This is a genomic window from Solibacillus sp. FSL R7-0668 (assembly GCF_038006205.1).
Lineage (GTDB): Bacteria > Bacillota > Bacilli > Bacillales_A > Planococcaceae > Solibacillus.
Genome location: NZ_JBBOUU010000001.1, coordinates 3,949,519 through 3,971,705, shown reverse-complemented (window position 1 = coordinate 3,971,705; position 22,187 = coordinate 3,949,519). Strand labels below are relative to the sequence as shown.

Genomic DNA, 22,187 nt, shown 5'->3' with positions numbered 1-22,187 from the left:
TGTTCAGATGATATACTTTGGTGTATAAGTGTGTAATCAGAATATCGTGTATAGGGTGATGCTTTTTGAGAATTGAAAGAACTTTAACCTCATATGTATTAGTTGATTCTAATATGAGGATACTTCCAGAGGTTTTAAATTTTACGAACACGTTAGAGAAAAAAGGTTTGTCTCCTAATACCATTAAAGGCTATTTGGATGATTTGAAACTTTATTATATTTGGTTAGAACAACATGATTTAAAATTTTATAGTGTTCACCCATCAGAATTATTAGGGTTTTTAGAGTTTTTAGACCAACGAAAAGGAAGAAAGATATCTCCCCCTACTTGGAATAGATATCTAGCAACATTAGGTTCATTTTATAGACATTTAGAAGTTATAGGTGGGTATGTGGAATCCCCTGTTGTAACTGTAGAAAGTAACAACAATATGAATTATGGATTCTTAAAGCATATAGCCCCTAAATGGGGGAATTTCCAAAGTTATTTCAAGAGGAAAGCACCTAAGAAAACAGATAAAAAGAGGCTATATGATAATGATGCGATTAGATATTATGAAGCGATTGAAACCTTATATGGTGGTAATGAAGATTTATTAATTAGAAATAAATTAATCTTTAAAATCTTATACGAAACAGGTTTTAGAACATCAGAATTATTGCATTTAAGAATGGATGATTTTGATTATCCTGATCCTGATAAAAAGACAGGTAATATCTATCTTATAGAACGTCCAAATGAATTAGAGGATAGGCAATTAAAAACTGGTGAACGTACTGTGCCTGTTGCTTCAGAACTGTTACAGGAAATTGATGAGTATGTTTTATATCACAGACCTGGCAAAACAGATGTTGAGTATTTATTTGTTTCTCACTCAAGTAACACATTAGGGCAACCAATAACTAGACAGTCTATTATTGCTTTCTTTGCAAAGTTAAATGCAGCACTAGATGTAAAAGGTGTTAAATTAACAGCTCATACATTAAGACACACGCATGCGTCTGAATTACAAGATATGGGCGTAGACATTAATGTTATCAAAGAAAGATTGGGACATGGAAGTATTGAAACTACAGCTAAATATGCAAAGCCATCACTAAAAACTTTGTCCTTATCGTACGAGAGATTTTTAAATACTAGGGGGCTAAAGTAGATGACTAGCTTATTACTGGATATTAAAAGTGATTATTGGTCAATTGATGGAAAAAATGAAATGTATAATTTCAGCTTCGACTTCATACCCGAAGGGTATTTTAGAGATACCATCAAGGAAATTACCAGCAAACTTTTAAATATGGAAACTAAAAGTGTTTCAACACTACATCGATACAACTATTCCTTAAAAGCCTTTTTTGAATTCCTAAAGGAAGAAGAAATAGATATTAAAACATTTGAAGAAATTGAATACGAAATGATTGAGCTATTCGTACTTTATTTGTTAGAGAATAAGTCTTCTGCTAGTACAAGATCTATTGTTATTGCAGCATTAAAATCTATTCTAGATCACGGGACTTTCTTTCAAATGCTTGGGTTCCCTAAACATACAATATTTGATGGAACAGAATTTCGAATGTTAAAAACACAAGATACTCTGAAAACGAAAGTTATTGAAGATGACCATTTGGCAGTAATCGACAAGTCTCTCGAAGTTCCTTTTGAAATAAAGGAAAAAGAAGATGGGAAGCGAAATATTAAAGGTTATTTAATACATCCTATGGTCGCTATTATTAGACACACAGGAATTCGAATTTCAGAAGCTTTATTATTAACTAAAGATTGTATAGAAGTAGATATTTTAGGTAAGAACCTTTTAGAAGTTGTAAGCCCTAAAAATCTAACTGAACGCTACATTCCTGTAAATAATAAAGTGAAGTCGGCAGTTCAATATCTAGTAAAAAAACTTGACGAATTAGGGTTGAATAATCCTAAAGATAAGTTGTTTTCTTATCGAGGACAAAATGGTGATATCAGAGTTATTAATCCAAAAGACTCAAGGGAAAAACTTGAAATTTGGTTAGCTAGAAACCATTTACCTCGAACGATAACTTTTCACAGTTTTAGACATACTTTAGGAACCGAAATGTTGAACAACGGTCTGTCCCCTTTTGAGATACAACAATATCTCGGTCACCAATCGATGCACTCAACAAGGCTGTATGCAAAAGTTCGAAATGACAAGCTAACGGAAGAATACAAGAAATTAGGATTTATCGGTACTGTTAAAGAGTCTCTAGAAGACATTAAAACTGATTCTGGTGAAGAAATAACGCAGGAAACGAAGTTAGTTGTACAGCTACCTGACGGTGCTTGTGGTAAGCCATTGGCAAAAGAAGTACCTAATTGTAAAAAACCTAATGCATGTCTATTCTGTCCTAAGTTTATTACGACTCCTGAGTTTCTAGATGTTCACGAAGATCATTTAAGACGTATAAGAGCTGACAAGGCAAGATATATGGCAGAAGACCTTTTTGGAAATGAACACGTATTGAACCAAACTGAGAAAGCTTTAGAGACTATTATAGATCGCTTAAAAGCTTTACAAGGTGGTGAAAATATTGGGTGAATTAAAGCTGAAACTTTTAATAACTGAACAAGGTCCAATCCAAAAAAATAATGAGAAAGATTTCAAAGTAGGAAAGAGTACTTTTTCAGATGATATATGGGACTTCAGTGAAATCCTAGCAGATGAATTTGAACATCTTAAACCAGGTAAACTGCGACTAAATTTTAGTGAGTTTAAAGATTACCCTCGTATACAAAAAGTAATCAAACACTATATTCTAAGTGAGCTTACGCTTAATACTTTTAACTCTGTTAAAAGAAAGCTATCAGCGTTTTCTCGACTACCAATATTCTTACAACAAAATGAACATATAACTTCGTTTAAAGACTTTACTAAGACTGAATTTGTATCCTACTTGAATTTCGTTCTAGGATCAGAATTATCAGGTGTAAGTAAAAAGAAAAATGGTCAGGTAATGAAAGAGCTATTACTTAGAGGTTCCACTCGTGGATGGGATTCTGCAAAGGAAACCGCAGGTTATGAACTTGTTTACGATGAGCTGATCATTAATAACAAAGGCATCAAAATTGACACTAAATTCGGTAAAACAAATAAAGTTCTACCAGCAAACAGTGAAATCGATTTATTACTACAGACAGCTGAAAAAACAATTTCTGATATATTTGAAGTGATTGATACCGAAAACATTTCAACATACAAGATTAAAGACGTTTCACGTTACTTCGCAGCCACTAGCGTAATCTTAATGACTCAACTAGGTATACGTATTAGTGAATGTCTAACAGTTAAATCGGGATGTGTAAAAGTGATTGGTGGAGAGTATCAGATTACTTATACAACTACTAAGACTAAGAAAACTAAAGTTGATGTTGATAGACCTGCAAATGAGATGGTCGTTAAAGCTATTCATAAGCTAGAGGAATTCTCTAAACCATTACGAGAACTTTCAGGAATGTCATATTTATTCTTATATGTGTCAGCATATAAAGATTCACTAAATAATACACCTCGTATTCTATTGGCTGATCACGGTAACTGGAATCGAAGTTTTTTAAATCCTTTCGTCAAAGAAAATAACATATTAGATTCTAATGGAAAGCCATTGGTATTAACGTCACATTATTTCAGACATATTTTTGCGACGTACGCATTAAAAGATGGAATGAAAATACACGATGTAGCAGAAATGTTAAATCACGAATCCATTATGATGACTGAAACATATGACCATACTAAAGGACAGAAGCAGAAAATAATTGAAAATATTTTAACTGGTGAAACACCTATTTCTTCAACAAATAAAATTGTCTTAGAGTCAATTGAAGGCGAAGTAAATCCATTTAAGGGGAAAACAGTCGAACAAATTGATAAGATGCGTAGAGCATTAAAAATCGAACTTCTACCACACGGATTATGTTTACATCATCCAATGCGAGGCGAACCTTGTGCACAAGATGGAGTATGTTTAGGTTGTAGTGAGTTTATCGCTTCAGCAGATCACTTACCTGTATACGAAAGACGGTTAGAAAAAGTGAAAGCAGAGTTAGCCAACTCCCCTACTGATAGTGTTTATACTACAAAATTAAACTACCAACAAGGGAAATTAGTGAAATACATTACTGATTTACAGCTAAAAGTCGCATTGAAAGAAGGTTCTATTGATGACTGAAAATAAAAAGATGCCTTTAGCAGAGTTTAACCGAACAAAATCAACTATTAAGGTTGAAGAAGCTTTAAAGAAGCTCAAAAAGGCTTGTAAGCCTATTACAATAGCTGGTGTAGCTGCGGCAGCAGGAATATCCCGTAAAACTCTTTACAATCGCCTCGATTTAAAGGAGTTAGTAGAAGAAGCTATTTCTCTACAAGAAGACCAAAACGCCCCTGTAGAGGCTCCTAAACGTGAAAAACGGGCAAATGGAACATTACAAGCTGAAAGAATTGAAAAACTAAGAGCTGAAAATAAACAGCTAAAGGAAGAAAAGAAAATGACGTTAGACCAAAATGCATCTCTAACAATTGAGAATCAAAATTTGAAGCGAAGAATTTATGACCTTGAACAATATATCCAGCATATTCAAGCGTCAAAAATAACTAAGCTGAATAAAGATTCGTAAAATGTAAAACCTCTTGGAAGTAAAGATATTTTCATTTGAAGATTACACAGTAAAGCGTATACTATTTAAGTAACCATTGTTAAATCAAAGATTACACATAGGGCGGTAAACATAATTACCGTTCTAAGAACACGCATCTATAAACTTAAAAATTAAAAGGAGGAACACGATAATGGCACCACGTCGCGGAGGCCGCAAACGCCGTAAAGTTTGCTACTTCACTTCAAATAACATTACGCACATCGACTACAAAGATGTAGATCTTTTAAAGAAATTCATCTCTGAGCGCGGTAAAATTTTACCACGTCGCGTAACAGGTACTTCTGCTAAATACCAACGTAAACTTACATCTGCAATCAAAGTTTCACGTATTATGGCATTATTACCATTCGTTGCTGAAGACAAATAAGTCTCATTTGGTTATTAGGTAACCATTTTAAAAACCACTCAATCTATTTTTGGATTTGAGTGGTTTTTTGTTGTTCAATTTTATGTATTGTATGTGGCGTTAGTTTGTTTGAACATGTAAAAATGGTACAATAGAATGGTGAGAAAAGTTGAAAGGGCCGATGAATCATATATAGGACTCGGCATAGGAAAGACCTGTGTGTATTTGCACTTTATGTAGTCTTTCGAACATTAGATAAGGAAGGTTCTCCATGCAAAATAATCAATCAAGGAAGTTAGCACACGGCGCGATGATGATTGCACTGTTTACAGTGTTGATGGCCATCGTTTTTTATGTGCCTATAGCGAACTTACTTGCAGCAGTAGTCGCACCACTACCACTTATTTGGTATAGTGCACACTATGATCGAAAATCATCGCTATTCGTAACTATTGCGGCAATTATCGTTACTTTTTTTATTGGTGGATTGCTCCTAATACCCGCTTCGATAATCTTTGCAGCAGCAGGTATGACGATTGGTGACGCCATTTATAATAAAAAAAGCAAAGTATTTATGTTTTTATCCACAAGTGTCATTTTAATCATTACATTTGCGATTCAATATGTAATCGCGGTTCGTTTATTTGCAGTTGATTTTATTAGAGAGTCATTGGATTTGATGCGGAAAACGTATTTAGAATCCATTAAAATGACAGAGCAAATGACAGGACAAGCAATGCCAAAGGAAACAATGGATAATTTAACGAATATGTTAGATATGTTAGACATGGTTGTTCCGGCTGCAATCACGCTTTCGATGCTCTTATTTGCGTTGGTACTTATTTCGGTGAACTTACCGATATTAAAACGCTTGAAAGTAGATGTACCTAAATTTGCTGAATTTAGTAAACTACGCTTACCACGCTCGATTCTTTGGTATTACTTCATTGTATTAGCAGTTAATTTATTTGTCCGTCCTGAGATAGATTCAACATTAGGGATGGTTATGTTAAATGTTTCGATGATTTTATGGGTATTACTAACAATACAAGGGATCTCGTTTATCCACTATGTGCTGGATTGCTATAAACAACCGAAGTTTTTAAAGGTGATTAGTACGCTAATGGCGATTCCATTTTATTCGTTTGTTATTCTAATTGGTATTATTGATTTAGGGTTTAATGCTCGAGAATTTATTGTACAAAAGAGTCAAAAATGAGGAGCTGATTGAAATGGGGATTTTTCGTAAACGACCAATTCGATATCCATTGCTAGTATTGTTCTTACTAAGCTTAGTAGCAGCTGTCCTTATTATGATGTGGAATGTATGGATTGGGATTGCCTTTGTATTCGTTTTTGCGGTAGCGATGTATTATACGTGGCGTGTAGAGCTCTTAACGTATTTAGAAACGGAAAAGCATATTGAAGCATTATCGTTTCGTCTGAAGGATGTTGGTGAAGAGGCATTTTTGGAGATGCCGTTTGGGATTCTTATTTTAAATGATGATTTTTCAATTGAATGGGCTAATCCATTTATGCAACGTGTAGTTCAACTAGAATCATTAGTAGGGCAGGAGCTATTTAGTATTTCTGAAACGCTGCATACCCTTGTGATGCAAGGGAAGAAAGAAGAAATGACGATTGCTTTATTTGATCGCAAATATAATGTGTTTTATAAAAAAGAAGAAAAGATCTTGTATTTCTTTGATGTGACGAAGCAAGTACAGATTGAAAAGCAATATTTAGCAGATCGTACTGTGCTTGGGATAATATTTATAGATAATTATGATGAATTAACGTCTGGTATGGACGATCAATCTCGCAGTTTAACGAATACCATGGTGACGTCAATTATTAATGAATGGGCTGCGCAATATGATATTTTCGTAAAACGTTTTGCATCGGATCGTTATATTGCGGTATTTAATGATGCAATTTTAGCAGAGCTAGAACAAAAGCGTTTTTCGATTTTAGATGTTGTTCGTGAGCGCACGATGCAGAAAAATCTATCGCTGACGTTAAGTATTGGTGTTGGCGCAGGCTCTCAATCTTTAGTAGAGCTTGGGCAGCTTGCACAGTCGGGATTGGATTTAGTATTAGGACGTGGTGGTGACCAGGTAGCGATTAAGCAATCGAATGGGAAAATCCGTTTTTATGGCGGAAAAACCAACCCTGTTGAAAAACGCACAAGGGTACGTGCTCGTGTTATTTCACATGCACTAAGTGACTTAATTCAAGATAGTGATCGCGTATTTGTTATGGGTCATAAAAATCCGGATATGGACTCAATTGGTGCTTGTGTGGGTGTACGTAAAATGGTAGCAATGAATGGCATAGAGGGCGATATTATCGTGAACTTTGATGAAGTACATGGTAGTGTCGAACGTTTAATGAATGAGCTAGAGGCAAAAACGGATTTCTATGATCGTTTTATCACACCAGATGATGCATTATCAAAAATGACTTCAAAGTCGCTCGTCATTATTGTTGATACGCATAAACCAAGTTTAGTAATAGATAGCCGTTTATTAAGTAAAACGGATAAGGTCGTTGTTATTGACCATCATCGTCGCGGTGAGGAATTTATTACGAACCCGACATTAGTTTATATGGAGCCCTATGCCTCGTCTACAGCAGAGCTTGTGACAGAGTTGCTTGAATATCAGCCACAGAATGAAAAGCTAGTGCCATTAGAGGCAACCGCGCTGTTATCTGGTATTATTGTTGATACGAAAAGCTTTACATTGCGAACAGGCGCCCGTACTTTTGAGGCGGCCTCGTATTTACGTACATTTGGTGCAGATACTGTACTCATTCAGCGTTTATTGAAGGAAGATATTGAAACGTATGTAACGCGCTCGAAAATTATCCAAACCGTTGAATTTCCTTATAAAGGGATTGCAGTAGCACATGGCGAAAATTCAACAGTATATGATTCGGTGCTCATCGCACAAACGGCCGATATTTTGTTAACGATGAAAGATATTGGTGCTTCGTTTGTAATCGCACATCGTAGTGATGGCCTAATGGGGATTAGCGCCCGATCATTAGGCGAAGTGAATGTACAGCTGATAATGGAGCAGCTCGGCGGTGGCGGTCATTTAACAAATGCTGCAACACAAATGGCCGTTAGCTCGATTGATGAGGCAAAACAGCATTTATATGCAGCAATTACTGAAATAGTCGAAGGGAGTAAACAATCATGAAAGTAGTATTTTTAAAGGATGTTAAAGGTAAAGGGAAAAAAGGCGAAATTAAAGAGGTTGCAGAAGGCTATGCACGCAACTTTTTAATTAAAAATGGTCATGCAAAAGAAGCAAACAACCAAGCAATGAGCGAATTACAAGGGCAACAACGTCTAGCAGAAAAAAATGCCGCAGCTGAATTACAAGCAGCGAAAGATTTAAAGGTTGAATTAGAAAAAATAACAGTAGAAGTGAAAGCAAAATCAGGTGAAGGCGGCCGTTTATTTGGCTCTGTTTCAACAAAGCAAATTGCTGATGAATTACAAAAGAAACACGGCTTTAAAGTAGATAAACGTAAAATGGATTGCAATGATGGTATCCGTTCATTAGGCTTTACGGATGTTCCTGTTAAGTTACATCACGATGTAAAGGCAACATTAAAAGTACATGTTATTGCAGAATAAGGAGCGACAACAATGAGCGAATCCATGATGGACCGCGTTCCGCCACATAATACCGAAGCAGAAGCCTCGGTACTTGGCGCCATTTTCCTTGAGCCACAAGCATTGATTACAGCATCTGAAATAGTTATTGCTGATGATTTTTATCATATTGCGCATCAGAAGATTTTCCAAACAATGCTGAATTTAAGCGACCAAGGGAAAGCGATTGATGTTGTTACTGTTACAGAAGAATTATCTGCAAAAAAAGAGCTGGAGGATGTTGGTGGCTTAACGTATATGACGGAGCTTGCCAATGCGGTTCCGACTGCTGCCAATATTGCACACTATGCAAAAATCGTAGAAGAAAAGGCGATATTACGTCGCCTTATTCGCGTCGCTTCGAAAATTGCGGATGATGGCTATACGCGTGAAGATGAAGTAGAAGTTCTTTTAGCAGAAGCTGAAAAGAAAATGCTTGAAGTATCAAACCGTAAAAATGCGGGCGACTTTAAGCATGTGAAGGATGTATTAGTTCAAACATTTGATAATATTGAGCAGCTCCAAGCTCGTGACGGGGACGTGACAGGTATTCCGACAGGGTTCCGTGATTTAGACAAAATGACGGCAGGGTTCCAGCGCAATGATTTAATTATTGTAGCAGCACGTCCATCCGTTGGTAAAACAGCCTTTGCGTTAAATGTCGCCCAAAGTGTTGCCGTAAAGGCGCGTGAAAATGTCGCGATTTTCTCTCTAGAGATGGGTGCCGACCAGCTTGTCATGCGTATGTTATGTGCAGAGGGCAATATTGACGCACAGCGCTTACGTACCGGCGCTTTAGAAACGGAAGATTGGGGCAAGCTGACGATGGCAATGGGAAGTTTATCGAACTCCGGCATTTATATCGACGACTCACCGGGTGTACGTATGGCCGATATCCGTGCCAAATGCCGACGCTTAGCAAAGGAAAATGGGCTAGGCATGATCCTAATTGATTATTTACAGCTGATTTTAGGAAGTGGTAAACCTGGAGAAAACCGTCAGCAGGAAGTATCTGAGATTTCTCGTTCGTTAAAAGGTCTGGCGCGTGAATTACAAGTACCTGTTATTGCACTATCACAGCTTTCTCGTGGTGTAGAGCAGCGCCAAGATAAGCGTCCGATGATGAGTGACTTACGTGAATCGGGTTCAATCGAGCAAGATGCCGATATTGTAGCGTTCCTTTACCGTGATGACTACTACGATAAAGAATCAGAAAGTAAGGATATTATCGAGATTATTATAGCGAAGCAACGTAATGGTCCTACCGGTACAGTGAGCTTAGCATTCAGAAAAGAATATAATAAATTCTTAAATTTAGAATTTACCCCACCTCCACGTGAGGAATAGCGATTAAACACGAACGTTCTTTGATAGTGATTCAGAGATGTTCGTGTTTTTTGTTGACTTTTTTTATTTTTTATTGTTAAAATGTTCATGCTTCAATATGAAAAAGCTTGGAGAGACTATTTTATGAATAAGAATGGAGCGCCTAAATCATTTTAGGGGACTCATTCGTTGGAGGTGCGTATAGATGACAGCAGTAGTGGTAGTAGGTACACAGTGGGGAGACGAAGGTAAGGGGAAAATTACTGACTTCCTTTCAAAAAAGGCAGATGCCATTGCCCGTTTTGCAGGTGGCGATAACGCAGGTCATACCATCAAAATTGGTGAAGAAACGTACAAGTTGCATTTAATTCCTTCAGGTATTTTTTATTCGGATAAATTATCGATTATTGGGAATGGTGTCGTGATAAATCCAAAGTCAATTGTGACAGAATTAAAAGGTTTACAGGCACGTGGCATTGATACATCAAATTTACGTATTTCAAATCGCGCGCATGTCATTTTACCGTACCATATTCATCAAGATATTGTGGACGAGCAAAGCCGTGGTGATCAAAAGATTGGAACAACGGCGAAAGGAATCGGCCCATGCTACCAAGACAAAGTAGGACGTATTGGAATTCGTGTGGCAGATTTATTAGATAAAGCGGTTTTTGAAAAGAAGCTGCGAGCAAACTTGGCATTAAAAAATCGTTTATTTACGAAATTTTATGAAGTAGAAGCAATACAGTTTGAGGATATTTTTGAAGGATATTATGCATTTGGACAAGAAATTGCCCAATATGTAACGGATACATCAAAGGTGCTAAATGATATTATCGATGATGGCGGTAAAGTATTATTTGAAGGTGCGCAGGGAATTATGCTTGATGTCGACCAGGGGACATATCCTTTCGTAACCTCATCCAATCCTGTAGCAGGCGGAATTGCCATTGGTTCAGGCGTTGGTCCAAATGCAGTATCACGCGTTGTAGGTGTGTGTAAGGCATATACATCACGCGTTGGCGATGGTCCGTTCCCTACAGAATTACATGATGAAGTAGGTCATCAAATTCGTGAAGTAGGCCGTGAATATGGTACAACAACGGGTCGCCCACGTCGTGTTGGTTGGTTTGATTCCGTTGTCGTACGTCACTCTCGCCGTGTATCAGGGATTACGGATTTAGCGCTAAATTCAATTGATGTATTATCCGGTCTTGAAACCGTGAAAATCTGTACGGCATATGACTATAATGGCGAAATTATTACGGAATACCCAGCCAATTTAGAAATAATAGAGCAGTGCAAGCCGGTGTATGAAGAGCTACCTGGCTGGTCTGAGGATATTACAGGCGTGCGGAAATTTGAGGACTTACCACAAAATGCACAGCACTATGTTAACCGTGTTTTAGAGCTTACAGGTATACAATTAATGACATTTTCTGTGGGTCCAGCACGCGAACAAACGAACATTGTCAATGAGATTTGGGCTTAAAAAATAGATTCACATAAAGGAAAGCGTTGCGAAAGTATAAACTTAACACAACGCTTTTCTATTCATTATTGGAGTTTGATTGGAAAGAAAGTCTGATATTTTTATTATGAGAGGCTAGTCCGGAAATCATATTCTGGATTAGCCTCTTTCTATATGAATACGTGAGATTGATACATCCAAAGAATAAAAAAAGTAGTAAATGAATATAAAGATATAGTATTGCCGATGCTAGTATTGAGAATGTAACAAATTTTTAGAAAATAATACAAATACATTACAAAAAGTTTGAAATAGTTCAATTGAAATAAGAATTATGGTACAGTAGCAAAGTGTGTTTTATAAATCATTAGAATATTTCATTTTAATATATAGTATAAAAATTCTCGAAAGGAGCATAAGCATGGAAACAAACGAAAGCCAGTTAGACTTGAATCATAAACAATCAAGTCTAATTAATCGTCACAATGGTAAACTTAAAATCGCTGCAATCTTAGCATTACTAGTTTCGACAGTGACATTTAATCTTGGTTTTGCGAATGAGACAGATAAAGACGAATTCGCGAAAATTTATCATGTTTACGTAGCAAATGATTACGTAAGTTCAGTTGCGGATGAAGCAACCGTACAAAAAATTGTAAAGCAAAAGGAACAAGAGGCAAGTCAGCAATATCAAAATATAGAGCTTGATGCTGGAGCAGATATTACGATTGTGCCAGAGCAAGTATTTGAAGTAGCAACAAATGAGGATCAAGCAATAAAAGACCTTCAAGAAGCGATTACTGCAAAGGCAAAGGCCTACTCGCTAAAAGTAGGCAATACAGCAGTAGCTACATTGAAGGCCAAAGAAGATGTTGAAGCCGTAATTGATGGATTAAAGCTTCAATATGTTACACCAAGTCAGCTAGATGAATTAAAAAATAATACTCCTTCTGCTATACCCGCATTACAGAAGGATGAAACACAATTAGTAGATGTTACATTATCAGCAGATATTACGAATGAAGAAGTTTTAGTAGAGCCTGCGGAAGTGACATCTGTTGAAAAGGCAATAAATCTTTTACAGACGGGTGTAGAGGCAAAAGAAACATATATCGTGAAATCGGGTGATGTTTTAGGCTCAATCGCGAAAGCACACAACTTAACAACACGAGAGCTATTAGCATTAAATCCTTCATTAAATGCCAATACGACTTTACAAATTGGCCAGGAACTAAATGTAACTGTAGAAAAGCCATACGTAACTGTGAAGGCTATTTATGAAAAGAAAACGTTAGAACCAATCAACTATGAAAAAGTGGTTAAAGAAGATCCAACGATGTTAAAGGGTGAAGAAATTGTAGAGCAAGAAGGGGCTATCGGTAAGAAGGAAGTATCATATACCCTTATTGAAGAAAACGGCGTACGCACAGAGCGTATTCAAACAGATGAGAATATCGTTATTGAGCCTAAAGATAATATCGTGGTCGTTGGAACAAAAGTAATTCCTTCAGTTGGTACAGGTGAATTTGCTTGGCCAGCAGAGGGAGGCCATATTTCAAGTCAGATGGGTAGTCGTTGGGGGCGTTACCACTATGGGATTGATATCGCGCGTCCATCAGGATATACAATTAAAGCATCGGATAACGGTGTTGTCAAAACAGCAGGCCGTCATTCAACTTACGGAAACTATGTAGTGATTAATCATAATAACGGTTATGAAACATTATATGCACATTTATCAAAAATTGACGTGTCAGTAGGTCAAGTTGTCGGACAAGGTGCTGCTATAGGTGTGATGGGTTCAACAGGTCGTTCAACGGGAACACATTTACACTTTGAAGTTCACAAAAATGGAGCAGAGGTAAATCCATTAGCTTATTTAAATTAATGATTCAAAAGCAGTCCACAATTGTTTGTGAGACTGCTTTTTGGTTAAATCAGAGTTGAGTTTATTTCAGCAGAAAATTTAACCGATTTATGTTATTGAAATAATGAATTATTTCCCGGAAAATAATTTACAAACATCTGTATAATGCGTCAAAAGCGAAAGCGTGATAGAGTAATATATAGAATCTTTCATATAGAGCTATTCTAAAGAAAAGAGGAATGTAAGATGGATAAAACGATTTTAGTTGTTGATGATGAGAAGCCGATTGCAGATATTTTGCAATTTAATTTAATTAAAGAAGGTTATCGTGTAATTTGCGCGTATGACGGTGAAGAAGCACTACAAAAGGTGGAAGAAGAGCAGCCAGATTTGATGCTGTTAGATATTATGTTACCAAAGCGTGATGGCATGGAAGTGTGTCGCGAAATACGCAAAAAATATAATTTTCCAATTATTATGCTGACAGCAAAGGGCTCGGAAATCGATAAAGTGTTAGGTCTTGAAATGGGTGCGGACGACTATGTAACAAAGCCATTTAGTACGCGTGAATTAATCGCGCGTGTGAAGGCAAATATGCGTCGATTGAATGTACCTGCACAAGTGGAAGAAGCACCAGCGGAGACGAATGATATTGTCATTGGTTCACTGACAATACAGCCGGATGCGTATCTAGTGTTAAAGCGTGACGAGGCAATCGAATTAACGCACCGTGAATTTGAATTATTGCATTATTTAGCGAAGCATATCGGACAGGTAATGACGCGAGAGCATCTTTTACAAACGGTATGGGGCTATGATTATTTTGGTGATGTACGAACAGTAGACGTAACGATTCGTCGCTTACGTGAAAAAATTGAGGACAATCCAAGCCATCCTTTGTGGATTGTGACAAGACGAGGAGTCGGCTACTACTTACGAAATCCTGAACAGGAGTAAATTACATGCAAAAAGTAGGTTTTTTCAAATCAATTCATGTCAAGCTTGTATTAATTTATATGTTGTTGATCATCATTGCTCTTCAAATTATTGGGATTTACTTTATGAAGCAATTAGAGACCAATTTAAAAACCAATTTTCAGGATTCGATTCGTCAGCGTATTGAGCTGGTACACTATAGCATTCGTGAGGAAATGTTAAAAAAAGAGAGTGATGATACAGCACCACCATTAGAGGTAAGGTTAGGCACGATTTTACATGAATTTTCGACGGAAGATATTAATAAAATTTACGTGGTCAATAATCGGAATCGTATATTAGCGATATCGGGTGCAAATAACCAATCACTTGTGGGGCAACGGGCAAACGAAGAAAATATACGTAAAGCGATTTCAGCAGAAACAATGTTTGATTCGATTTCGCTGGATCGTGATACAGGCAAGCGTGTGTGGGTACTCGCTTCTCCTATTACGGAAACAGTTGGTCCAAGTGGTGAGGTAATGGGTGCTGTTTATGTCGAGTCAAATATTGAAAAGGTTTATGAGCAGTTAAGTGAGATTAACCGCATTTTTGCTGCGGGAATTGCGATGTCACTCGTTATTACGATTATATTAGGTATTTTAGTAGCGCGTACCATTACACGACCAATCTCAGATATGCGAAAGCAGGCACAGGCCATGTCGAGAGGGAATTATTCGCGTAAAGTACGGGTTTATGGAACCGATGAAATTGGACAGCTTGCCATTGCATTTAATCATTTAACCAATCGCCTGCAAGAAGCACAATCGACAACAGAGGCAGAGAGACGCAAGCTAGCAAGTGTATTAAGTAATATGACGGACGGCGTCATTGCAACAGACCGTAAAGGAAAAATTATCTTAATCAATGAGCCTGCTCTCGAATTATTGCATGATTCACGTGAAACAACCTTGAATCGACCTATCGCATCGGTGTTAGGGCTCGATCAGGAATATAGTTTTGAAGACTTGATTCATATGAAGGAGCCGGTAAATCTGGACTTCAGTATGAATGATGCCCCGTATATTTTGCGTGCGAATTTTTCAGTTATTCAAAAGGAAACAGGCTTTGTTAATGGTCTAATTACCGTATTACACGATATTACCGAGCAGGAAAAAATCGATATGGAGCGCCGTGAATTTGTGGCCAATGTATCGCATGAGTTACGCACACCACTTACAACGATGCGCAGCTATTTAGAAGCATTGGCTGATGGCGCGTGGCGTGATGAAAATATCGCACCGACATTTTTAAATGTTACGCAAACAGAAACCGAGCGCATGATTCGTTTAGTGAATGATTTATTACAGCTATCGAAAATGGATAGCCAAGAGTATGAGTTGAATTTTGAATTCGTCGAGTTCAATAAATTCTTTACGCGTATTATTGACCGCTTTGAAATGTCAAAATCGCAACATGTAGAATTTATACGTCTTTTACCAGAGAAAAGCTATTACGTAGATATTGATACTGATAAATTAACACAAGTAATTGACAATATTATTTCGAATGCACTGAAATACTCTCCAGACGGCGGTAATATTCGCTTTGGTTTTACCGTGCATGATAATATGCTGCGCGTCATGATTTCAGATGATGGCATGGGGATTCCAAAAGAAAATGTCGGTCGTATTTTTGACCGCTTCTACCGCGTAGACCGTGCACGTGCACGATCAATGGGTGGTACGGGTTTAGGTCTTGCCATTGCACGTGAGATGATTGAAGCACATGGCGGGAAAATTTGGGCAGAAAGTGAGGAAGGACAAGGAACAACAATCTTTTTCACATTACCATATGCACTGGATGAGGCGGAGGATTGGGAATGAAATATGTTGAGCAAATCAAATCATTTATATTGGCGTTCCTTGTGTTTTTAAGCGTCGTCCTTACACTGATCATTTGGAATTACCAGCCAGATTATGAGCTCATCGAAGAAACACAAGTGGAAGAAGTGCCGATTGGAGGTCCAAAGCAATATCAGGATATCCTGAAGCCGTATCGCGTGTTATTTCGTGAAAATGATGCATTTACAGGAACCGTTTCAAACAGCGTATTAAATGAGTTTTATAGTAATTTAATAACTTGGCAGGTTCAAGGCATTAAATTACTCAATAATTCGATTACAGATACTAAAGTGAATGAGCAATTAAGCATCAATAATCGAGTAACCTTATTTTTCAATGAAGAAATTCCGATGCAATCCTTTTCAAATGTCTTAACCTTTGCGGATAAGGATCAGCTAGATACGAGTTTTACCCACTTAATTATTGATTGGTCGAATGCAGAACAATATGATCAGCTCCAGCTTTTGTTTTTAAATACTGAACAGCGCATATTGCTACAAGGCTATGTTAATTTACCTGATAGTCAACGCTTTTTAGCACAGGTCATTCAGCCATCCCAAAACTATACGAGCTATATTGAAGTGGAACGCGATGCTATGCGTTCATTATATGTACCAAAGGATGCCATTGAGGCTACGAAATACACATACTTAGATGATGAAATATCACCAGAAAACTTTAAAAATATTGTCTTTACCGATCCGACTATTGTTCAGCGTAATGTCGAAAATGAGCAGTCGGATAAATATACAGATGGTACATCATTAATGACGGTGGATAGGCAAAACCGTATTTTAAATTATGTATATCCACCTGCAGAAAGCATAGCGCCGATTCCAGCCTCAAAATTATTATCAGAGAGCTTTGATTTTGTAAATGATCATGGGGGCTTTACAGCCGATTTCCGTTTGTCCTCGATGAATATTGAAAAGCATAATATGGTATATCAGCTCTTTTTACAAGGCTATCCTGTATATAGTAGCAATATAACAACAACGCAAATTATTACGACTTGGGGGGAAAACCGACTATTCCGTTATCGCCGTCCGTATTATTCACTTGAGGGAGATATTCCGAATGAACGCTCGGTGCAAAGCTTGCCTTCAGGGGAAGCAGTGGTCAAATATTTGCGTAATTTAGAGGATTATCCATTTGATGAGATTGATGAAATTGTGATGGGCTACTTTTTAATGCAAAATCCGGACTCGTATATTTTAGAGCCAAGTTGGTTCGTTATTTCTAATAATGCTCGGACACGCCTTACACCGGAACAAATAGGAGGTGTAATGAATGGACTGGAATAGAACGAAGACGATTTTTATTTGGGTATTTTTAATTTTAAATGTCTTTTTATATACGCAATATTTAGAGCGCTACAATGAAGGGCAAGAGATTGAAGTGCTTGGGGAAACGACAAAATTAGAATCACTTTTGAAAGAGGATAATATTACGTATTCGGCTTTACCAAATAATAATGAAAGCGCGGCCTATTACTCGGGTCAAATTAAAAACTTTACGCCATCTGAAGTGCCGTATTTTGCAAATCAGCGTACAGAAATCGAAAATGGCAATAAGCTGGTTGTGACGATGGACAAGCCTGTGAAGCTACAGGAAACGGGCACACATGATAAATTTACAGAATTCCTCCATAGCCATGTTCATAAAGGGGATTCCTATGAATTATGGAATGTTGATAATGAAAATAAAGTCGCGACCTTCTTCCAAAAAGTAAATGATTTAACCCTTTACTATAATGTCCGTGGCTATGTGAAAATTTTTTGGAATGATGAGGACCGTGTCATAGCGTATGAGCAAACGATGCTCGAAAAACATGAAAAATTAGAAAAACAACAAAATTTATTAACACCGATTCAAGTGTTACAAATTTTATATGGCAAAAATTTATTGAAACCAGATTCTCAAATTTTAAAAATGAAAGTAGGCTATTCAACAATTGTGCAATTAACACAAACACAGGTATTTGCCCCAACTTGGGAAGTACGTGTGCGTTTAGCGGATAAATCTGAGGAAATTCATTTTGTGAATGCAGTAGATGGCAAGATTGTAGAAATTCAAAATGATTTATCTGAAATTGTTGAGCCTGAAGAGGATTTGGAGTAGTAGGGAGTTTTAACGATGCGATTCAGCGTTTTAGCAAGTGGTAGTACTGGCAATGCAGTATATGTAGAAAATGATGAGCATTCCTTTCTAGTGGATGTTGGCTTGAGCGGTAAAAAGATGGAGCAGTTATTTGCTGAAATTGACCGTGATATGAAAAATTTATCGGGTATTTTAGTGACGCATGAGCATAGTGACCATATTAAAGGGCTGGGTGTTGTGGCACGTAAATACAATATCCCGATTTTTGCGAATGCCAAAACATGGGGAGCGATGGATGGATTAATCGGTACAATCCCTTCTGATTTGCGCTATCATTTTGATATGGAAACGGTTAAAACTTTCGGTGGTATTGATATTCAATCCTTTGCGGTATCACATGATGCGGCAGACCCGATGTTTTATACATTCCAGCAGGATGGTCGTAAATTGGTCGTAATTACAGATACAGGCTATGTAAGCGACCGAATGAAGGGCTATATTGCCGCAGCAGATGCGTATGTATTTGAGAGTAATCATGATGTGAGTATGCTGCAAATGGGCAAATATCCATGGAGCATAAAGCGTCGTATTCTATCGGATGTGGGGCATGTTTCAAATGAAGATGCTGCTGTTGCGATGGCAGATGTTGTAGCCGAAAAGCCAACACAAATTTACTTAGCGCATTTAAGTAAAGACAATAATATGAAGGAATTAGCACGTATGAGTGTTTCGCAAACACTAGAATCATGCGGGATTATTACCGGTGAATACTTGAATTTGCATGACACCGATGCCAATATTCCAACAAAGCTTGTAACGATCTAAATAGGGGTATAATAGGAAGTGTCCGTGAAGTAATAATCTTTGCGGCACTTCTTTTTTAGTTTTTTAAATTATTTTAGGCATGTTTTAACTAATTTTCATCTAATTTTAATGTTTACTGTGTATTCTAACAGTAAGAATAGAAACAACAGAGAGGATGAGTAAAATGGGTTATTTTCCAGAGGACGAGCAAAAACAATTAGACCGTATTGCAGAGCTTGAAGCCCGTTTAAAACGCGAGGAAGAAGAGCGAAAACAACGTCAAAATAGCAAGCAAAAAAAGGGTGGCAGTAAGTGGGGCTATTTTGTTTCAGGTCTAAGCGGAATCATTGTCGGAGCGCTATTACTTTGGCTACTGTTACCGTCTTTAGCAAATCAGCTCCCAGGGTCTAGCCAGGTTAATAATGCATCGGGTACAACAATTGGACAAACTGCAACGGAAGTGACATCTGATGTAACAGGCGCGGTAGAAAAAGTATCGAGCGCGGTTGTAGGTATTACCAATATTCAAGATGTGGCACCGAATTTCTGGAGCCAAAACACATCAACAACAGAAGCAGTAGGAAGTGGCTCTGGTGTTATATATAAAGTTGAAGGTGACCGAGCATTTATTGTGACGAATTATCATGTAGTAGATGGTGCGAAACAAATTGAAGTAACATTAGATGATGGCTCAAAGACGGAAGCCCAATTAGTCGGAGGGGATATGTGGACAGACTTAGCCGTTATTTCGATTGCAGGTAAAGGTATTGAAACCGTGGCCCAGTTTGGTGATTCAGATGTGTTAAAGCAAGGGGAAACGGTTATTGCTATTGGTAACCCACTTGGATTAGATTTCTATGGCTCTGTGACTACAGGTGTTATTTCGGGGAAAGACCGTTCTGTGCCAGTCGATTTAAATGAAGATGGTGTGGAAGACTGGTCAACAGATGTGCTGCAAACGGATGCTGCGATAAACTCAGGGAACTCAGGTGGTGCATTAGTCAATATTGCAGGTGATTTAATAGGGATTAACTCAATGAAAATTGCCCAATCATCAGTAGAAGGATTAGGCTTTGCGATTCCGATTAACTCTGCGATTCCGATTATAGAGCAATTAGAGAAAAATGGTGAAGTAAAGCGTCCAACAATGGGTATTTCATTAATTGATCTAGCCGAAGTACCTGCTTACTATCAGCAACAAACATTACAAATACCGCAAGAAGTCACAGGCGGTGTCGTGATTTCTCAAGTAGTACGCAATTCAGCAGCTGAAAAAGCTGGTTTACAACAATATGATGTCATCGTAGAGATGGATGGTCAAAAAATTGAAAATGCCATTCAATTGCGTAAACATTTATACAATGAAAAACAAATCGGTGATACTTTACAAATGAAAGTGTACCGTCAAGGGAAATTAGTAGAAGCTCAATTAGAGTTAGTAGAAAATGCACAATTATAATTTGTGGATAACTGAATACATTTAAACAATTACTCACAGCAGGTAGAGAAGAAAAAAGGCTTTTCTTTTCTACCTGTTTTTAGTTTGTTACAATGGATTGTGGATAACATCTTTGAAATTGTGAATAAGTTTGTGGAAATTTCAGAAAAGAAAGAAGGATTACAAAATGACAAATTATAGCTGTGAAACCCATATAGACCATGCTTTAGATATGCATGTGGCACAAACGGGAGAATACCCAATAATGGAATTTTTAAAAGAAGACAAAAAGTTATCAACAGCTTGTTCTTACTGTGAACAGCAAGCAACATATATTGTATCAAGTAAATAACTTTACACAATATATGGATATCAACTGTGAATATGTGGATAACTTTTGTGGATAACTTGTTTGTAAATGGAATGTAAAGGTGGATAAGTTGTGAATATTACAATCATCTCTGTCGGTAAATTGAAAGAAAAGTATTTAAAGATGGGCATCGATGAATACGTAAAGCGTCTAGGTGGCTATGCGAAAATCGATTTAGTGGAGGTGCCTGATGAAAAGGCGCCAGAAACATTAAGTGAAATCGAAATGGATATGGTAAAGCGTAAGGAAGGCGAGCGTATTTTAGCTAAGATTCATGACGGGACCTATGTCATTGCCCTGGCACTTGATGGCAAAATGAAAACGAGTGAAGAAATGGCCGCAGATTTGGATGGACTGATGACGTATGGCAAAAGTAAAATAGCCTTTGTCATTGGCGGCTCACTAGGCTTGCATGATGAAGTATTGAAGCGCGCGGACGAAAAGCTATGCTTCGGCAAGATGACACTGCCACATCAGCTAATGAAGCTAGTGCTTGTGGAGCAGATTTATCGCAGTTTTCGGATTATTAAGGGTGAACCGTATCATAAGTAAGTGCGGTTTTTTCTGAAAATAGATGCAGCACCATTCCAACATGTGTGGAAGGTGCTGTTTTAATTAATATTATTTATAAATTTGAATAATATTCAGATTCCATTTCAGATTTAAGTTCATTTCTTTGATCCAATATATCTAACAAATAAGATGACATATTGTCTAAATCTTTATATACCTCAGTAAAGAATTGTAAAAAGTTTTCTAAGTCAATAACAACGTTGTTAAGCTCTGTAATATAAAATTGGGGCTCCAAATCTCTTGTTAATGAATAACGAGCAAAAGTAATATCATATACTTTTTTTCCATTATCTTTGACAGTTTCCATTTTAGTGTAAAGTTCATCAATATATTTTTCTAACCGTAAAGACCATTGTAATGCTTCAGTCCTGTTATCAAAATCTACTGTAAGTTTTTTCGTTGCCGCTAATAAACTCTTAAGATTATGAGATGACTCAAAGGTTTCAGTTTTATTTAATAGCTGATTTAAGTTCCAACACATGGCTTTCAAGTATACTTCGATACCATGATTTAAATTAAATAGTATCGGAAAAATTAACATATCTGCTTTTTTGTCACGATTATCCTTTAAGCATGTTTGGGCTAATGAGATTGCAGAATTCATAAATCCTTCCGCTATTACATGCATATTATGAATATGATCAAACCGGTTTGTTCTCCAATTCATGTAAGCATTTTTGTCGATATCACTATTATAGGAGAAAATATTTTTCATTGGGAAACCC

Annotated in this window: 20 protein-coding genes; 19 read left to right on the top strand and 1 reads right to left on the bottom strand. The window is 37.2% G+C overall.

Translation table 11 applies throughout. The annotated features are described in order from the left end of the window. Positions 1-65 precede the first annotated feature (65 nt). The 19 genes from MKX47_RS19950 (at position 66) to rlmH (ending at position 21,441) form a co-directional block, all read left to right on the top strand. Positions 66-1,154: a tyrosine-type recombinase/integrase gene (locus MKX47_RS19950; RefSeq protein WP_340777624.1), complete on the top strand. Its 1,089-nt coding sequence runs from the start codon at positions 66-68 to the stop codon at positions 1,152-1,154. Continuing rightward, positions 1,155-2,564, top strand: coding sequence for a tyrosine-type recombinase/integrase (locus tag MKX47_RS19945; RefSeq protein WP_340777622.1), 1,410 nt, complete (start codon positions 1,155-1,157; stop codon positions 2,562-2,564). Next, complete coding sequence (locus tag MKX47_RS19940) at positions 2,557-4,194, top strand: tyrosine-type recombinase/integrase (protein WP_340777620.1); 1,638 nt, start codon at positions 2,557-2,559, stop codon at positions 4,192-4,194. Before MKX47_RS19945 ends, MKX47_RS19940 begins: the two co-directional genes overlap by 8 nt. Next, entirely contained in the window at positions 4,187-4,639 is a 453-nt protein-coding gene (locus MKX47_RS19935) for a DUF6262 family protein (RefSeq protein WP_340777618.1), read from the top strand. The genes MKX47_RS19940 and MKX47_RS19935 overlap by 8 nt, the downstream gene beginning before the upstream one ends. A 169-nt stretch (positions 4,640-4,808) precedes the next feature. Beyond that, complete coding sequence (gene rpsR / locus MKX47_RS19930) at positions 4,809-5,048, top strand: 30S ribosomal protein S18 (RefSeq protein ID WP_188227411.1); 240 nt, start codon at positions 4,809-4,811, stop codon at positions 5,046-5,048. Between the two features lie 250 nt (positions 5,049-5,298). Continuing rightward, entirely contained in the window at positions 5,299-6,246 is a 948-nt protein-coding gene (locus tag MKX47_RS19925) for a YybS family protein (RefSeq protein ID WP_340777613.1), read from the top strand. Between the two features lie 13 nt (positions 6,247-6,259). Beyond that, entirely contained in the window at positions 6,260-8,233 is a 1,974-nt protein-coding gene (locus tag MKX47_RS19920) for a DHH family phosphoesterase (RefSeq protein ID WP_340777611.1), read from the top strand. Further along, positions 8,230-8,676, top strand: a complete 447-nt coding sequence (gene rplI / locus MKX47_RS19915; protein WP_340777608.1) for a 50S ribosomal protein L9 — start codon at positions 8,230-8,232, stop codon at positions 8,674-8,676. The genes MKX47_RS19920 and rplI overlap by 4 nt, the downstream gene beginning before the upstream one ends. A 12-nt stretch (positions 8,677-8,688) precedes the next feature. After that, positions 8,689-10,041 carry a replicative DNA helicase gene (gene dnaB, locus MKX47_RS19910; RefSeq protein ID WP_340777605.1) on the top strand — a complete coding sequence of 451 codons (1,353 nt, stop codon included), beginning with the start codon at positions 8,689-8,691 and terminating at the stop codon, positions 10,039-10,041. Between the two features lie 184 nt (positions 10,042-10,225). Beyond that, on the top strand, positions 10,226-11,512 hold the full coding sequence (locus MKX47_RS19905) for an adenylosuccinate synthase (RefSeq protein ID WP_340777603.1): 1,287 nt from the start codon (positions 10,226-10,228) through the stop codon (positions 11,510-11,512). 400 nt (positions 11,513-11,912) lie between these two features. Beyond that, on the top strand, positions 11,913-13,379 hold the full coding sequence (locus tag MKX47_RS19900; protein WP_340777601.1) for a peptidoglycan DD-metalloendopeptidase family protein: 1,467 nt from the start codon (positions 11,913-11,915) through the stop codon (positions 13,377-13,379). Positions 13,380-13,604: 225 nt separating this feature from the next. Beyond that, positions 13,605-14,315 carry a response regulator YycF gene (gene yycF, locus MKX47_RS19895; protein ID WP_340777600.1) on the top strand — a complete coding sequence of 237 codons (711 nt, stop codon included), beginning with the start codon at positions 13,605-13,607 and terminating at the stop codon, positions 14,313-14,315. A gap of 5 nt (positions 14,316-14,320) precedes the next feature. After that, entirely contained in the window at positions 14,321-16,159 is a 1,839-nt protein-coding gene (walK, locus tag MKX47_RS19890) for a cell wall metabolism sensor histidine kinase WalK (protein ID WP_340777598.1), read from the top strand. Next, positions 16,156-17,481, top strand: a complete 1,326-nt coding sequence (locus MKX47_RS19885) for a YycH family regulatory protein (protein ID WP_340777596.1) — start codon at positions 16,156-16,158, stop codon at positions 17,479-17,481. Before walK ends, MKX47_RS19885 begins: the two co-directional genes overlap by 4 nt. Next, entirely contained in the window at positions 17,468-18,298 is an 831-nt protein-coding gene (locus MKX47_RS19880; protein WP_340777594.1) for a two-component system regulatory protein YycI, read from the top strand. Before MKX47_RS19885 ends, MKX47_RS19880 begins: the two co-directional genes overlap by 14 nt. Positions 18,299-18,313: 15 nt before the next feature. Further along, a complete protein-coding gene (locus tag MKX47_RS19875; protein WP_340777592.1) occupies positions 18,314-19,102 on the top strand; it encodes an MBL fold metallo-hydrolase in 789 nt (262 codons plus the stop codon). A gap of 163 nt (positions 19,103-19,265) precedes the next feature. Beyond that, positions 19,266-20,540 carry a S1C family serine protease gene (locus MKX47_RS19870; protein WP_340777590.1) on the top strand — a complete coding sequence of 425 codons (1,275 nt, stop codon included), beginning with the start codon at positions 19,266-19,268 and terminating at the stop codon, positions 20,538-20,540. 166 nt (positions 20,541-20,706) lie between these two features. Next, positions 20,707-20,871: a CxxH/CxxC protein gene (locus tag MKX47_RS19865; RefSeq protein WP_340777588.1), complete on the top strand. Its 165-nt coding sequence runs from the start codon at positions 20,707-20,709 to the stop codon at positions 20,869-20,871. 90 nt (positions 20,872-20,961) lie between these two features. Further along, complete coding sequence (rlmH, locus tag MKX47_RS19860; protein WP_340777586.1) at positions 20,962-21,441, top strand: 23S rRNA (pseudouridine(1915)-N(3))-methyltransferase RlmH; 480 nt, start codon at positions 20,962-20,964, stop codon at positions 21,439-21,441. A 73-nt stretch (positions 21,442-21,514) separates the two neighbouring features. On the opposite strand, the gene MKX47_RS19855 is transcribed toward rlmH, so the two are convergent. Further along, positions 21,515-22,177, bottom strand: a complete 663-nt coding sequence (locus MKX47_RS19855) for a hypothetical protein (protein WP_340777584.1) — start codon at positions 22,175-22,177, stop codon at positions 21,515-21,517. Positions 22,178-22,187: the final 10 nt, after the last annotated feature.